This window comes from Desulfobulbus oralis (genome assembly GCF_002952055.1).
GTDB classification, from domain to species: domain Bacteria; phylum Desulfobacterota; class Desulfobulbia; order Desulfobulbales; family Desulfobulbaceae; genus Desulfobulbus; species Desulfobulbus oralis.
On record NZ_CP021255.1, the window covers coordinates 2,223,595 to 2,237,500 of the forward strand.

At 64.5% G+C, this 13,906-nt stretch carries 10 protein-coding genes and 2 rRNA genes (1 of these 12 cut by a window edge); 10 read left to right on the forward strand and 2 right to left on the reverse strand.

Annotated features, from left to right (window positions below):
- Positions 1-26 precede the first annotated feature (26 nt).
- From CAY53_RS09895 to CAY53_RS12985, 10 genes are all read left to right on the forward strand, one after another.
- Positions 27-2,957, forward strand: coding sequence for a DUF2339 domain-containing protein (locus tag CAY53_RS09895; protein WP_104936962.1), 2,931 nt, complete (start codon positions 27-29; stop codon positions 2,955-2,957).
- 96 nt (positions 2,958-3,053) lie between these two features.
- Positions 3,054-4,250, forward strand: a complete 1,197-nt coding sequence (locus CAY53_RS09900) for an ankyrin repeat domain-containing protein (protein WP_104936963.1) — start codon at positions 3,054-3,056, stop codon at positions 4,248-4,250.
- A 53-nt stretch (positions 4,251-4,303) separates the two neighbouring features.
- The gene (locus tag CAY53_RS09905; RefSeq protein ID WP_104936964.1) at positions 4,304-4,501 is read left to right on the forward strand and encodes a hypothetical protein; all 198 of its coding nucleotides are present in this window, start codon (positions 4,304-4,306) and stop codon (positions 4,499-4,501) included.
- Positions 4,501-5,856 carry an ankyrin repeat domain-containing protein gene (locus tag CAY53_RS09910; RefSeq protein WP_104936965.1) on the forward strand — a complete coding sequence of 452 codons (1,356 nt, stop codon included), beginning with the start codon at positions 4,501-4,503 and terminating at the stop codon, positions 5,854-5,856. The genes CAY53_RS09905 and CAY53_RS09910 overlap by 1 nt, the downstream gene beginning before the upstream one ends.
- A gap of 12 nt (positions 5,857-5,868) precedes the next feature.
- Complete coding sequence (locus tag CAY53_RS09915) at positions 5,869-6,861, forward strand: ankyrin repeat domain-containing protein (protein ID WP_104936966.1); 993 nt, start codon at positions 5,869-5,871, stop codon at positions 6,859-6,861.
- A 227-nt stretch (positions 6,862-7,088) separates the two neighbouring features.
- Positions 7,089-7,535, forward strand: a complete 447-nt coding sequence (locus tag CAY53_RS09920; RefSeq protein WP_104936967.1) for an Hsp20/alpha crystallin family protein — start codon at positions 7,089-7,091, stop codon at positions 7,533-7,535.
- Between the two features lie 4 nt (positions 7,536-7,539).
- A complete protein-coding gene (gene lon, locus CAY53_RS09925) occupies positions 7,540-9,936 on the forward strand; it encodes an endopeptidase La (RefSeq protein ID WP_104936968.1) in 2,397 nt (798 codons plus the stop codon).
- Positions 9,936-11,735, forward strand: coding sequence for a signal recognition particle-docking protein FtsY (ftsY, locus tag CAY53_RS09930; RefSeq protein WP_245874801.1), 1,800 nt, complete (start codon positions 9,936-9,938; stop codon positions 11,733-11,735). The genes lon and ftsY overlap by 1 nt, the downstream gene beginning before the upstream one ends.
- A gap of 56 nt (positions 11,736-11,791) precedes the next feature.
- Positions 11,792-12,664, forward strand: a complete 873-nt coding sequence (locus CAY53_RS13795; RefSeq protein WP_104936969.1) for a DnaJ domain-containing protein — start codon at positions 11,792-11,794, stop codon at positions 12,662-12,664.
- A gap of 126 nt (positions 12,665-12,790) precedes the next feature.
- Positions 12,791-12,964 (forward strand): hypothetical protein, encoded by a 174-nt coding sequence (locus CAY53_RS12985; protein ID WP_181040267.1) that lies wholly within the window; start codon positions 12,791-12,793, stop codon positions 12,962-12,964.
- Between the two features lie 762 nt (positions 12,965-13,726).
- On the opposite strand, the gene rrf is transcribed toward CAY53_RS12985, so the two are convergent.
- Positions 13,727-13,843 (reverse strand): 5S ribosomal RNA (rrf, locus tag CAY53_RS09945).
- Between the two features lie 54 nt (positions 13,844-13,897).
- Positions 13,898-13,906: ribosomal RNA gene (locus CAY53_RS09950) — 23S ribosomal RNA — on the reverse strand; it runs 2,928 nt beyond the window's last position.

Genomic DNA, 13,906 nt, shown 5'->3' on the forward strand with positions numbered 1-13,906 from the left:
CTCAACCCTGAAACCAGGAGTCCATCATGAACATTTTCCTCCTGCTGTGCCTCTTGGGACTGGGCATTGCGATCTTTACCAAGCAGAAATCCGGGCAACAGGCGCTCCGGGAAGAGCTGGAACTCGTGCAGGAAGAGCTGGCCCGGCTGCTTCGGGAACTGCGGAACCTGCAGGCAGGCGGCAGGGCGCAGGCCCGGGAGCCCGGGCGAAAGCCCGTTGCCGTGCCGCAGGCCGAAGCTGCTCCGCTGGCCGCTTGCCGGCAAAGCAGAGGGCCTGTCGAAGCGCCCGCTGCCCCTGCGGCGAAGGCGGAGCCCGCCAGCTCCCCACAGCCTGCCACCGCCATGACGGCGGCAGCGCCGGACATTGCGGAAGCGCCCTTCTCCCGGGAGTGGGCGGATGAGGCGATTCTGGTGAGCAGCGCCCGGCCGGCCGATACACCCGACCCGTCCTGCGAGGCCACAGAAGAGCCCCTGTTGCCGAATCTTGCCGATCCTGCCTGGGATCAGGCAGAGCCGACCCAGGCCCCGGCGTCCAATCCCGCGTTCCAGGCTGAAACAATGGCCGGCGACGCCCTGCCCTCGCCCTTCCTCTCCGCGCTCTCGGAACTCTGGTCCTGGCTGCGGCTCAATCCGCTGCTCTTTGGCGGCCTCTCGGTCTTTTTAATAGGCGTGGCCTTTGCCCTGGGCTATCTCGTGACCCACAGCTACATCAGCCCGGCCATGCGACTGCTTGCGATCGGCGCGGGCGGCGCGGCCATGCAGGCCCTGGGCTGGCGGCTGCGCGGCCGCAACCGGCTCTTCGGTCTGAGCCTCATCGGCGGCGGCGGCGCGGCCCTCTACTTCACCCTCTTTGCCGCATACCGGCTGGGGATTCTGCCGCCCCTGACAGCGCTCCTCTTCATGGTGGTGCTGGTGCTGGAAAGCTGCGGTCTGGCGCTCCTCACGGATGCGCAGCTTCTGGCCGTGGTGGCGACCGCGGGCGCGATCTCCGCTCCGCTTTTGATCGACACCGGAAGCGAAAGTTTCGTGGCGCTCTTTGGCTACTATGCGCTGTTAAGTGCCGGGGCGGCGGCTCTGGCCGCCTTTCGCCGCTGGGATCTGCCGGTGCTCTTCGCCTGTGCGGCGGTCTATGGCATCGGCGGTTTCTGGGGGGCGCAGGCCTACCGGCCTGAACTCCTGATCACGGCCGAATGCTTTCTTGTGCTCTTCTTTGCCATTTTCACCGCTGCCCATCTGCTCCTGGCCGCCCATGCGGACGAAGGGGACGCTGCTGGTGCCGGCAATCCCGGTCTGGCCCGACGCTTTGTCCACGCCTCGCTGCTCTGCGGCGTGCCGCTGCTGAGCTTCACCTACCACTACTGGCTGGTGCAGGACTCCGGGTATGCGGCCGCCCTGGGCGCGCTGGCGCTGGCGGCCGTGGATCTGGCCCTGTTCCGGGCTCTCCGGGAGCGGCAGGGCGCGGCCATGCGGCTCACCAGAGACGCCCTGCTGGTCATGGGACTGGCCTTTCTGGTGCTGGCCGCTCCCCTCGCCCTGAATGCCGCCTGGACAACCTGCACCTGGGCCCTGCAGGGTCTGGCCTTCCTCTGGCTGGGTCTGAGGCAGGACCGGCCCTTCCTGCGCGGGCTGGGCTATGCCATGCAGGTGCTGGCAGCAGGCGCACTCGCCGTGGACTGGCCGGATGCCGCCGCCGCGAGCCGCCGCGCCTGCGAAGGCACCCTGGCGCTGTCCGCCTGCGGCCTGCTCTTCTTCTGCCATCTGGGCCGAAGCAGCCTGCGCGCCTGGGAAGAAAAACTGCTCGCCTTCCAGGAATGCTGGGCGCTGGGCTTCTGGCTTCTGGCAGGCGCCGATCTGCTGCGCTTCTGGTGGCCCGGATCCGAGATCAGTCAGGGCTACGTCAACGCGCTTTTGGCCTTCATTGCCGCAAGCTGCCTGATCTGGGTGCAGATCGGCTTCCGGCTGAACTGGCGCATCCTGGCCAGCACCGCCGCTGCCCTGCCCCTGGTGTGGCTGGGCACACAGATCCGGCATATCCCGGCCCTGCTCACCATGCCTGCCCTGCCGCTCTTCCCGCGCCTCCCCCAGGTGCCCCTGGCCTGGGCGGATGGCGGTCTCTTCGCCCTGCCCCTGGCCTGGGCGGTCTTTGCCCTGTCCTTTGGCCGCAGCGTCTGGCCGGAAGCCCCGGAAAAGCGCAGCACCTTCCTCATCTTTGCCCTGCTCTCCGCGCTGGGTCTGGTGCTGCTCTCCCTGCAAAACTGCCTGGGCCGCGTCTATGCGCCGCCGCTCGGAGCCGCTCTTCTGGCGGCACTCCTGTGGCTCCTGCATCGCCCTGCCCCCTGCCCCGCCTGCATCCCGGATTGGGGGATCCAGCCGGAACGCTTCCGTTCCTGGGCAGGCGGGCTCCTGGCCTGCTGCCTGGCTGCATGGTTCGTGTTTTTGTGCGGCCGCTTTGACCGGCTCTCCTGGCCCTACATCCCGCTGCTGTATCCGCTCGATCTGGCGCAACTGCTCTGCATTGCCGGCCTCTACCTCTGGCAGCGGCAGGAGGCGGCCCTGCCGGAGTCTCTGCGTGGGCTGGCCCGGCCGCTCTTTGGCCTGGCGGCCTTTGCGCTGGTGAACGTCGTGGCGGCGCGCTGCGTCTCCGCGGTGACCGGCTGTATCTACAGTCCGGCTCCGCTCCTGCGCTCGCCCGCCTTGCTGACCACGCTCTCCCTGCTCTGGGGCGGCATTGCCCTGGCCCTCATGGTGCTGGCCTCCCACCTGTACAAAAACCGCCGCCTCTGGTTTGCCGGTCTGACGCTGCTGGCGCTCACGCTGATCAAGCTGGTCTTTCTGGACATGGCGGATCAGGAGACTCTGCACCGCAGCATCTCCTTCCTCGCCGTGGGCCTTTTGATGCTGGTCATGGGCTATTTCTGCCCCCTGCCGCCCAGGCATGAGGACGGGGAAGAGGAATAAGGAAACCACGAAACACACGAACAAAGGACAAGGAAGCTCCGCCGGGAGGCCCTCTGCGGGCGGCGCTCGCCACCAGACAAAACGGGGAGCACATCCATGCAAAAACTTCTGACTCTTTTCTGCGTTCTGGCCTCTTTGCTGCCGGCTGCCCCTGCCCTCGCCGCCATGCCGGATGCGGAATTTCTCAAACTCTGCGAACAGGACAGTCCTGCCGCTGTGGCCCAGGCCCTGAAGGACGGCGCCAATCCGAACGCAGCGGACAAGGACGGCGAAACCGCGTTGCTGGAGGCCGTCACGAGCGCCCGGTGGCGCAATGCCGAATCCGTCCGGCTGCTGCTGGAAGCGAGTGCAGACGTGAACTTCGCCAACAGGTGGGGCGAAACCGCGTTGCTGGAGGCCGCCTACTACGGCCAGGCCGGCGCCATCCGGGCCCTGCTCCAGGCCGGGGCTGCGGTGAATGCGGCCGACACGCAGGGCACAACCGCGCTGATGTACGCGGCCTCCCGGGGCAATACCCAGGTCGTCCGCCTGCTGCTGGAAGCGGGTGCGGACGTGAACTTCGCCAACAGGTGGGGCGAAACCGCGTTACTGGAGGCCGCCTGCTACGGCCGGGCCGGCGCCATCCGGGCCCTGCTCCAGGCCGGGGCGGATGTCAACGCCCGGGACAAGGACGGCAAGACCCCGCTGCTCATGGCGGCGTACTCGAGTTCACAGTTGAACCTCAGAGAATCCATGGATCCGGACTGCGTGCCGGCGCTGCTGCAGGCAGGCGCGGATGCGAACGCGGTGGACGAACAGGGCCGTACCGCCCGGGTGCTGGCCGAGTACGCGGCCTTCCAGGGCTGGCTGCTGGATGAGAAGAACCCGGCCGCCGGGTGGCCCAAACTGCTGCGCGACCGGGAAAGCCCGCAGACCCGGGGGCAACACTGGCGGCGCGCGGCGGCACTCTGGAGCAAGTTGCTGGGCCTGCTGAGCGTGGGGCTCGTGCCCACGATAGCCGGGCTGTGCCTGCCGCTCTGGGCCTTTCTGGGTGCCCTTCGCCTGCGTGGCTGGCCGCGCCGCCTGCTCTTCCTCACGCTTATGACCGGGGCGGCGTTCGTGCTGTTCTGGGGCGCACTGGACTTTGTCTGGTCGGACGACGACCCCCACCTGGAAAAGGCGTACACGCTGAACATTGTCCTGCTCTTCGGCCCGGTTTTGCTGCTGGCCCTGGTGAACGCCATCCTCCTTTTCGTGCGCTTTCTGCGCTGGCGCCGCCCGCCCGCCGGCCCCTCCGGACCAAAGGCGGCCTGACCGGCTGCCGCGCCCATCAAGGCAAATCCTCCCCAAAACCAACGGAGAAGCCCATGCAAAAACTTCTGGCTCTTTTCTGCGTTCTGGCCTCTTTGCTGCCGGCTGCCCCTGCCCTCGCCGCCGTGCCGGATGCGGAATTTCTCAAACTCTGCGAACAGGGCAGCCCTGCCGCTGTGGCCCAGGCCCGAAGGACGGCGCCAATCCGAACGCCGCGGATGTATCCGGCTATCCGGCTCTGGCCCATGCGCTGATGCGGGAGACTCCGGACAAGGCGGAATTGATCAAAATGCTCTTGGATGCCGGGGCCAATCCCGGAGCGGCGGCAGCCGGGAACAGTGCCATTTCGCTCTATATCGCGGCCCTGCAGAACGAAACGGAGTCCGTCCGGCTGCTCCTGAAAGCCGGGGCGGACGTGAACGCTCGGGGCGGCGACCGGGAGGTCACGGCGCTGCACGGTGTGGCCATCCATGGTAAGCCGGAGATGCTCAGGCTGCTGCTGGATGCAGGCGCAAACCCCAATCTGGCAGGGAAATCGGGTACAACCCCGCTCGCTCTGGCCGTGGTGGCGGGCAATATGGAAAACGCCCGGCTGCTCCTCGAGGCAGGCGCTGATGTCAATGCATCCAGCAAGGGCCGTACCGCGCTGATGGCGGCAGTGCGCGAGGATGACGCGCAAAAGGCAGCGGCCCTTGTCCGCCTGCTGCTGGCTGCGGGGGCGGACATCAACGCGACGGATCAGGGCGGACGAACTGCGCTGATGCTGGCCGCAAGGGAGGCCCAGCCAGAGTTGGTTCAGACCTTGCTGGAGGCGGGCGCGAACCCGAAAGCCCAGGACAAGCAAGGTAAAACCGCGCTGGACTGGGCACTGGAAGGCGGAAACGGCAAAGCGCTGGCACCGCTTATTCAGCGAACCGGCGTGCCGGCCAATCCCGGCAAGGTGCTGAGCGAGGCGGCAGCCGTGGGCAACGAGGACATCATCAAAGCGCTTCTGGCCGCGCACGTGGCGGCGGACGCCACGGCGGCGGGTGAACTCTGGACCCCGCTCGTCACCGCTGCGTTCCACTGCCAGATCGAAAGCATCCGCCTGCTGCTGGATGCCGGGGCGAATCCCAACGCTACCAGCATCGCGGGCCGAACCGCGCTCATGGAAGCCGCTTCCCACTGCAGAGCCGAGGCCGTCAAACTGCTGTTGCAGGCGGGTGCGAACCCGAATGCAATGGACGAATCCCATGATACTGCCCTGATGTACGCCGCCCAGCGGGGCGACCCGGAAAGCGTGCGCCTGCTGCTGGAGGCGGGTGCGGACCCGAATGCAATGGACGAATTCCATGATACTGCCCTGATATACGCCGTCCAGCGGGGCGGCCCGGAAAGCGTGCGCCTGCTGCTGGAGGCGGGTGCGAACCCGAATGCAATGGACGAATCCCATGATACTGCCCTGATGTACGCCGTCCAGTGGGGCACCCTGGAGAGCGTGCGCCTGCTGCTGGCGCACGGCGCGGACGCCAATCACCAGGGCAGGCACGGCAAAACCGCGCTGGACTGGGCATTGGAAAAGGGCCGCATCGAGGCCGCCGCCCTGCTCCGCGCCCATCAAGCGAAATAAACGGAGGCCCGCATGAATGATGCGGATTTTCTCAAACTCTGCGCCTGCGGCAAGGCTGCCGCCATTGCCCAGGCCCTGGCGGACGGCGCCAACCCGAAGGCCATGGACGAATACGGCGAAACCGCGCTCATAAAGGCTGCGGAGGGCGGCGCAGCAGAGAGCGTTCGGCTGCTTTTGGCGGCCGGCGCCGAGATCAACGCGGCGGCGGAAAACGGCCGGACCGCGCTGGCCGCGGCTGTCGCCAAAGGTCATGCGGAGATCGCAGACCTGCTCCTGAAAGCCGGGGCGGACGTGAACGCAAAGGACCGGCAGGGCGAAAGCCCGCTGTTCAAGGCAGCGGGCCGGGGCGATGCGGCCCTGATCAGGCTGCTGCTGGCCGCAGGCGCAAAGCCCGGCCTGAGCGCTGCGGACGGCGCCAGCGCCCTGATGCTGGCGGTCCAGTTGGGCCGGATCGAGCCCTCGCCGGAGAGCGTCCGGCTGCTCCTGAACGCAGGGGCCGATGTGAACGCCCAGGACCGGCAAGGCAACACTGCCCTGCTCTTTGCGGCAAAATACGGGCAGGCGGCAATCCTCCGCTTGCTCTTGGCGGCCGGGGCCAGGGTCAACCTGGTCAACAGGCGGGGCGACGCCCCCCTGCCGCTGGCAGCGGCAGCAGGGCATACGGAAAGCGTGGCCCTCCTGCTGGCTGCGGGCGCCGACCCGGAGGCCACCGGCAGGCAGGCGGCGAGCGCCCTGGTGCTGGCCGCTGAACCGCCCTGGGGCGAGCCCCTGCCGGCCCTTGTCCGGCTGCTGGTCGCTGCGGGCGCCGACCTGAACGCCCAGGATCAGAAGGGCGAAAGCGCTCTGATGAAAGCCGCAAAACAGGGGCATGCGGCCCTTGTGGCGCTGCTGCTGGCCGCAGGGGCCAACCGGGAGCTTCGGGACAAACGGGGCAAAACCGCCCTTTCCAAAGCCATGAAAAACAGGCATATGGACGTGGCGCGGCTCCTCCTGGGCAGGGAGTAGACGAAAGGAAGAGCCCCGCTTTGTGGCTTATCCCGACCCGCCGGCGTTTCAGGCCTGCGGCGCTTTCCCGTCCTCAAGACGAGGCGCGCCCGGCCCCGCCCCGTTCCGCATCTTCACTCCGGCCCGGCCGGGGCTGAATTTTCCCAAATCGTGCTTAAAGGTATGGCCTTCGCCAATGTGCGCCCTGTTGCCGCAAGGCCCAAAGCGCCACAGATCGAGAGGACAGCATGGATCGGTTCAGTAAAAACGTGTTGAAGGAACTGGCGCAGATGCATCTGCAACAGAGCGGCCGCGTGGTGCGCAGCATGTCCATTGCCCGCATGATCCCGGCGGGCGGCAGCGGCTGGCAGCCGGCGGTGGACATCTATGAGGCGGAGGGTGCCTTTCTGCTCTATGCGGAAATCGCCGGAGCCACGGCAGAGACCCTGGAGGTCGCGGTGGACGCTACGAGCATACACATCAGGGGCCTGCGCCAGCTCGCCGACCCGCCGGACATTGCCCGCGTGCACCAACTGGAGATGGAGCTTGGCCCCTTTGCCCGCAGCCTGCCCCTGCCCGGGCCGGTGGATCTCGACGCGGTTCGTTCCACGTACAAAAACGGGATGCTCAAAGTGGTGCTGCCCAAACGCCGCCAGAACATCAAAACCACCATCCTCATTCAGTCCGGAGACTAACGGCATGGCAAGCGAAGAAAAGGAAGTGCAACAAAGGGCCGCAGTGAACCCCGGAGAGCTGGCCGTACCCGAAGTGCTGCCCCTCCTGCCGCTGCAGGGCTTTGTCTTCTATCCGGGCATGGGCTTTCCGCTGCAGGTGGCGAGCCCGACGTCCCGGGCGCTGGTGGACGACGCCCTGCTGGGCAGGCGGCTGATCGGCCTCGTGCCGGTCAGAACCGAACAGCAGGACGACAGCGCCCTGCATGCAGAGGACTTCTATCGGGTGGGGGTGGTCGGCTATGTGCACAAGATCAACAAAGAACAGAACCTGTACCAGATTCTGGTGAGTGGCACGCGCAAGTTCGCCATCGAATCCATTGTCCAGGAAACGCCCTATCTGCGCGCCCGGGTGCACGAGGTGCCGATGGACACCGTCGCTGCGACGGAAAACCGGCAGATCGAGGCCCTGCTCTTCAACATCAAGAGCCAGTTCAAAAAACTGGTGGCAGCCACCGAACTGCCGCAGGAGCTGGTGAGCACGGCGGACAGTCTGGACAATCCCTTTTACGTGGCCTATCTGGTGGCCTCGCAGTTGCACCTGAAGCTGCCGGCAGAGCAGGAAATTCTGGAGATCGAGCCCCTGGAGGAGCTGCTCCGCCGTGTGGCCGCCGAGCTGCACCGGCGTATGGAAACCGTGCAGATGAGCCAGCAGTTGCAGGACACCATGAAAAAAGACATGGACAAGCGGCAGCGGGAATTCTATCTGCGCCAGCAGTTGGCCGCCATCCGCAAGGAGCTGGGCGAGGATGAAGACGACAAGGCGGAACTCAGGGAACTGCGCGAAAAGATAGAGGCCAAGCGCCTGCCTGAGCACGCCCGGGCCGCGGCGGACCGGGAGCTGGGCAGGCTGGAGCGGATCTCTCCGGCCTCGCCGGAGTACAGCATTGCGCGCAGCTATCTGGACTGGATTCTGGACCTGCCCTGGCTGGAATCCAGCCCGGAGGCCCTGGATCTGGACAAGGCCAGATCGGATCTGGACGCCGATCATTCGGGCCTCGAAAAGATCAAAAAGCGCATTCTGGAATTTCTCGCGGTGCGCAAGCTCAAGGCCGATCTGCACGGACCGATTCTCTGCTTTGTCGGCCCGCCGGGGGTGGGCAAGACCTCGCTCGGTCAGAGCATAGCCCGCACCCTGGGCCGGAACTTCGTGCGCATCGCGCTGGGCGGCGTACATGACGAGGCCGAGATTCGCGGCCACCGCCGCACCTATGTGGGCGCCCTGCCCGGCCGCATTATCGCAAGCCTCAAGAAAGCGGGCAGCAACAATCCGGTCTTTCTGCTGGACGAAGTGGACAAGCTCGCGCACGACTACCATGGCGATCCTTCCTCCGCACTCCTCGAGGTGCTCGACCCGGAGCAGAACGCGACCTTTACCGATCACTATCTGGCCATGGAATTCGATCTCTCCAGGGTCATGTTCATTGCCACGGCCAATGTGCTGGATGCCATTCCCGGCCCGCTCCGCGACCGCATGGAGATTGTGGAACTCTCCGGCTACACCAGGGACGAAAAGGCCACCATCGCCCAAAAGCACCTGGTGCCCAAGCAGTTGGCCATCCACGGTCTGGATCACGGCGAACTGGTGATCCGGGACGAGGCCGTTCTGGAGCTGATCGACTTTTATACCCGGGAAGCCGGCGTACGCGGACTGGAGCGCGAGATTGCGGCCCTCTGCCGGGGTGCAGCCGCGAAAATCGCGGGCGGACACAGGGACAGCCTCGCTATCGGCGCCGAGGAGGTTTCCGGCTATCTGGGGCCCCAACGCTTCATTCCGGAGATGAAGACCCGAACCTGGGGGCCCGGACTGGCAACCGGCCTGGCCTGGACGCCGGTGGGCGGCGAGATCCTCTTCATCGAATCCTCCAAAATGCCGGGCAGTGGCCGGCTCAGCCTCACGGGCAAGCTGGGCGAGGTGATGAAGGAATCGGCCAACGCCGCCCTGACCTATATCCGCGCCCATGCGGAAATGCTGGGGCTGGATCCACACATGTTTGCGGACATCGACCTGCACGTCCACGTGCCGGAAGGGGCGATTCCAAAGGACGGCCCCTCGGCCGGGCTGGCCATGGTGGCCTCGCTCTACTCCGCGCTTTCGGGCGCCTCGGTGCGGCAGGATCTGGCCATGACCGGCGAAATCACGCTGCGGGGCGATATTCTGGCTGTGGGCGGTATCAGCGAAAAGGTACTGGCCGCCCTGCGCGCCGGGATCCGGGAATTGGTGCTGCCGCCGCCCAATGAAAAAGATGTGATGGAAATTCCCGCAGAAATTCGTAAAGATGTAACGTGTCACTATCTGCACACCATCAGGGAGGCTCTGGACATCCTGTTCACGGATGCGCCCTTTAAAACGGAGACGAAGTAATGCTGGCCTGGCTCAGAAAACTTTTCGGATCGGCAGGGGAAAATGCACAGGAAACGCCGGCTGCAAGCGCAGTGACGAGCGCGGCGGCACAGGCTGCGGCCGAACCGCCCGGAACGCTGCCCCATTCGGAGGCGGAGCCGGCACAGAGCAAAAAGGCGGTGGACTGGAGCATCGGCCTGACGGACAGCGAGTGCCTGTATGACAGCGGGCTGCTGATCGATCTGGCCGGCCTGCCCGGTCTGGCGGGTTTCGGGCCTCTGCTCACGGACGAAGAGGCGAGCAGGATGCTGACCGCTCAGATCAGGCCGCAAGTTGAGCAGCCGGAACCGCCTGTAGCGTCTCCAGCAGAGGAAGCGACAGAAACGGCAGGCCCTGTCGAAGCCCGGCCCCTGCCGGCAGACAGCGTGGCGCAGCCTAAAGCCCCGGCGCCGGAATGCCCGCCTGAAGCCGCGCCCGAGCCGGTTCTGCCAGCAGACCTTGCGACCGCAGCACAACCAGAGCCGGAAAGCCTGGCGGCAGAGCCGAAGCTGCAGGCCGAACCGCCTGTTGCCGAAGAAAAAGCTGCAGCCGAACCGCCGGCGCCGGAAACGGAAAGGTCCAAACCAGAACCTGCGCCCGGTCCGATCCCGGCAGAGACCCCTGCGGTTGGGGAAAAACCGGCGGTCCAGCCTGAGCCGGCAGTCCGCAAAGCGGCAGAGCGGGCCGAATCCGAACCACCTGCCGGCCAAGAAGCGCCACAAGCGACCGGCGAGCCCGCAGCGGCTCAGGAAGCGGCCGCCGCTGCGGAGGCGGCCGAAGTCCAGGCTGCCGCTCCCGGAGAAAAGCCGGCCCCCGCACCGGAGGATGAGGCAATCCCGGAAGCCTCGCCGAAATCCATGTTCCGGCGCCTGCAGGAGCGGCTGGGCAAGACCCGCAATTCCTTTGTCAGCCAACTGGACCAGCTCTTTCTGGGCAAAAAGGCAATCGACCAGGAGCTCTTTGACGAGCTGGAGGAACTGCTCATCACCGCCGATCTGGGTGTCAATACCACCATGGAACTGCTGGACGAGGCGAGAAAGCGCGTCAAACGCGGCCAACTGGGCGATGCCAGCGCCCTGAAAGCGCTGCTGAAGGAATCCATGCTCAACTGCATCACAGCGCCTGAGCGGGACAACATCATGGTCCCGCCGGAAAATGGGCCGCTGGTGGTCATGGTTGTGGGCGTCAACGGCGTGGGCAAAACCACGACCATCGGCAAAATTGCGGCCCGGATGGCGCAGGCCGGGAAATCTGTGCTGCTGGTGGCAGGCGACACCTTCCGCGCCGCAGCCATTGACCAGCTCAAGGTCTGGGGCGAGCGTACGGGCTGCGAAGTGGTGGCCCGAAAGCCCGGCGCAGACCCGGCTTCCGTGGCCTTTGACGGGCTGGACTACGGCATTGCCCACAACAAGGACGTGATTCTGATCGATACCGCTGGCCGTCTGCACACCAGCGTCAACCTGATGGCAGAGCTGAAGAAAGTCCGGCGGGTTCTGGAGAAACGCCTGCCCGGCGCCCCGCACGAGATCCTGCAGGTGCTGGACGCCACCACCGGCCAGAACGGCCTGTCCCAGGCCAGGCTCTTCCACGAGGCCGTGGGCGTCACCTGTCTGGCCCTGACCAAGCTGGATGGCACCGCCAAAGGCGGCATTGTGGCCAATATTTCCCGCCAGTTGAAGATCCCGGTACGCTTTATCGGCATTGGCGAGCAGATCGACGACCTCAGGGATTTTGATGCCCGGGAGTTTGTCGAGGCACTTTTTACCGAAAACAAGGCCTGAGAGTTTAGGGGCAGGCTGTCCTGCCCCCTTTCCTTTTTTCCAGCCCACAGAATTCCATGGAATATCGATTTTCTCCCCAGCCCGGTTGTGGCGGTTGCCTGACCCTGCCCATCCTGCTGTTTCTGGCTGTCATGCTCTTTCCGGGCCTGCTCAAGGTGCTGGCCTCGCTGCCGCTCATCCTGGTAGGTCTCTTCTTCGCCTTCACCTATTACATCCAGCGCCGGGTTTCAGCCTACGAGGCCTCGCAGACCGAAATTCACCGCCGCTTCGTGGTGCTGCTCATCAGAATCCTGGTGAAAATCGCTGAAGCGGACGGTCATTTCACCAAGGCCGAACTGCGCGCCATCCTGAACTTTTTTCAGTACAACCTGAACTACTCTCAGGATCAGATGTACTGGGTCAAACAGGTCATCCGGGAGGCCAGGGATACGACCACCAGCCTGGACAGGCTGCTGCAGGAGTTCCGCGAGAGCTTCAACTACGAGGCCCGGCTGATTCTTCTCGAACTGATCTACCAACTGGTCCATACCAAGCAGCCGCCTGATTCGAACGAGCTGCGCATGGCCCGGGACATCGCCCGGGTGCTGGAGATCGATCCCTATGACCTGCGTACCATCGAGGCCAAATATATGTACGGCTCGTACCACCGGCAGGGTGGCGGCTTCGGGGGCTACAGCGGGGAAAGCGCTTCCGGGGGCTACAGTCAGGGTCGGAACGGCGAAACGGACCTCGAGGCCCGCTATTATGCGGTCCTGGGTCTGGAAAAGGGCGCGGGCATGGAGGAGATCAAGAAGGCCTACCGCAAGCTCTGCCTGCAGTATCACCCGGACAAGGTCGGCCATCTGGGCGAGGAGTTCAAACGCGTGGCCGAGGAAAAGATGAAGGAAATCAACGTGGCCTACAACTACTTCGAAAAAAAGTTCAGATGAGCCCAGGGCCAGACAGATGCTTTGCCTGCTCTGGCCGCTGATCCTGAGTCCAGGCGCTGATGACCGATGCGGGCGGGGCATCCATGCCGACAAGGATTCGGTTGGCGCAAGAGGGGCAAGGCTACTTTGGTCAGTTGCAAGGAGCGCAAAAGCCGCTTTCTGCTGCCGGGCTATCCAGAGGATCAAAGCATGCGCATCGGCGTGGTGACCTTCTGCCACTGGATCTATGTCGCAGCCAGGCTTTGCCGATACCGGCTGCCGCATCTGGCCGTACCCACCGACGGCCGCTGCCTCGGGTGAGGCGCTCCTGTGCCGTGTTTGCGTGAGCTGCCACCGCTTCTTCGGCAGCCTCTGACCCTTGATAACGGTTCGAAAATGGCCGGGTTCAGGGAGCTGGAGCGGGCAAGCGACCGACTTGCGTACTTATGCAGGCCGATTCACCCTGGCAGCGCGGCACCAACGAGCATGAGGGTGACCTTTTGCGACAGTATTTTCCAGGGGGCATCAGTTTTCGTAAGATCACGGAAGCAATGGTCGTTAAGGCGGCAGAACAACTGAATAACCGGCCGCGCAAATGTTTACACTATCAGACTCCCGCTGAGGTTTTTAATCAGGCTCTCGCCGGTGCATTTGCAATTTGAATTCACCGGGCATCAGTTTTGTTTTTGCAAGATCACGGAGGGGGAGCTGCTGAGCGCAGCAGAGTGGCTGAGCGCAGCGCCCACAGCCTGTTGCAGGTACAACCTGCTTTGGGGGAGTGGGAGGCGGATCTGGGTGTACTTGCAGGGGCACTCTTCCCTGTTTCTTTTCACGGTCTGAGCGAGCTGTAGGTCTGCAATGAGAATCTACGTGGCGGGGGCTTTTTGGGGGTTGCAATCTGGTAATACTGGGTAGCGGGGAGCGTGGTTCTTTCGGTTGGACATGTGTGTTCTCCCTGTCTGGTTGAGAAGCTACCACAGCTGTCCGAATTTTGGGGACCACCTCTGTGGGTGGTGTTATGTGAGTGGTTGGTATAAAAAGGAAGCCCTGTTCACTGTGATGTGCACAGGGCTTTTTGCAGGAAGGAGGCGGCGACCTACTCTCCCACCCGGTCACCCGGGCAGTACCATCGGCGCTGAAGAGCTTAACTTCTGTGTTCGGAATGGGAACAGGTGGGACCTCTTCGCTATGGCCACCAACATATCAATACTGGTGACGATTGAACAGCAGGGCAGCTTTGGTTTACAAAAGGATATGGTTAAG

Coding starts and splice junctions, on each gene's coding strand:
- CAY53_RS13795 (WP_104936969.1), top strand. CDS start 11,792: ATGGAATATCGATTTTCTCCCCAGCCCGGTTGTGGCGGTTGCCTGACC.
- CAY53_RS09900 (WP_104936963.1), top strand. CDS start 3,054: ATGCAAAAACTTCTGACTCTTTTCTGCGTTCTGGCCTCTTTGCTGCCG.
- CAY53_RS09905 (WP_104936964.1), top strand. CDS start 4,304: ATGCAAAAACTTCTGGCTCTTTTCTGCGTTCTGGCCTCTTTGCTGCCG.
- lon (WP_104936968.1), top strand. CDS start 7,540: ATGGCAAGCGAAGAAAAGGAAGTGCAACAAAGGGCCGCAGTGAACCCC.
- CAY53_RS09910 (WP_104936965.1), top strand. CDS start 4,501: ATGCGGGAGACTCCGGACAAGGCGGAATTGATCAAAATGCTCTTGGAT.
- ftsY (WP_245874801.1), top strand. CDS start 9,936: ATGCTGGCCTGGCTCAGAAAACTTTTCGGATCGGCAGGGGAAAATGCA.
- CAY53_RS09895 (WP_104936962.1), top strand. CDS start 27: ATGAACATTTTCCTCCTGCTGTGCCTCTTGGGACTGGGCATTGCGATC.
- CAY53_RS09920 (WP_104936967.1), top strand. CDS start 7,089: ATGGATCGGTTCAGTAAAAACGTGTTGAAGGAACTGGCGCAGATGCAT.
- CAY53_RS09915 (WP_104936966.1), top strand. CDS start 5,869: ATGAATGATGCGGATTTTCTCAAACTCTGCGCCTGCGGCAAGGCTGCC.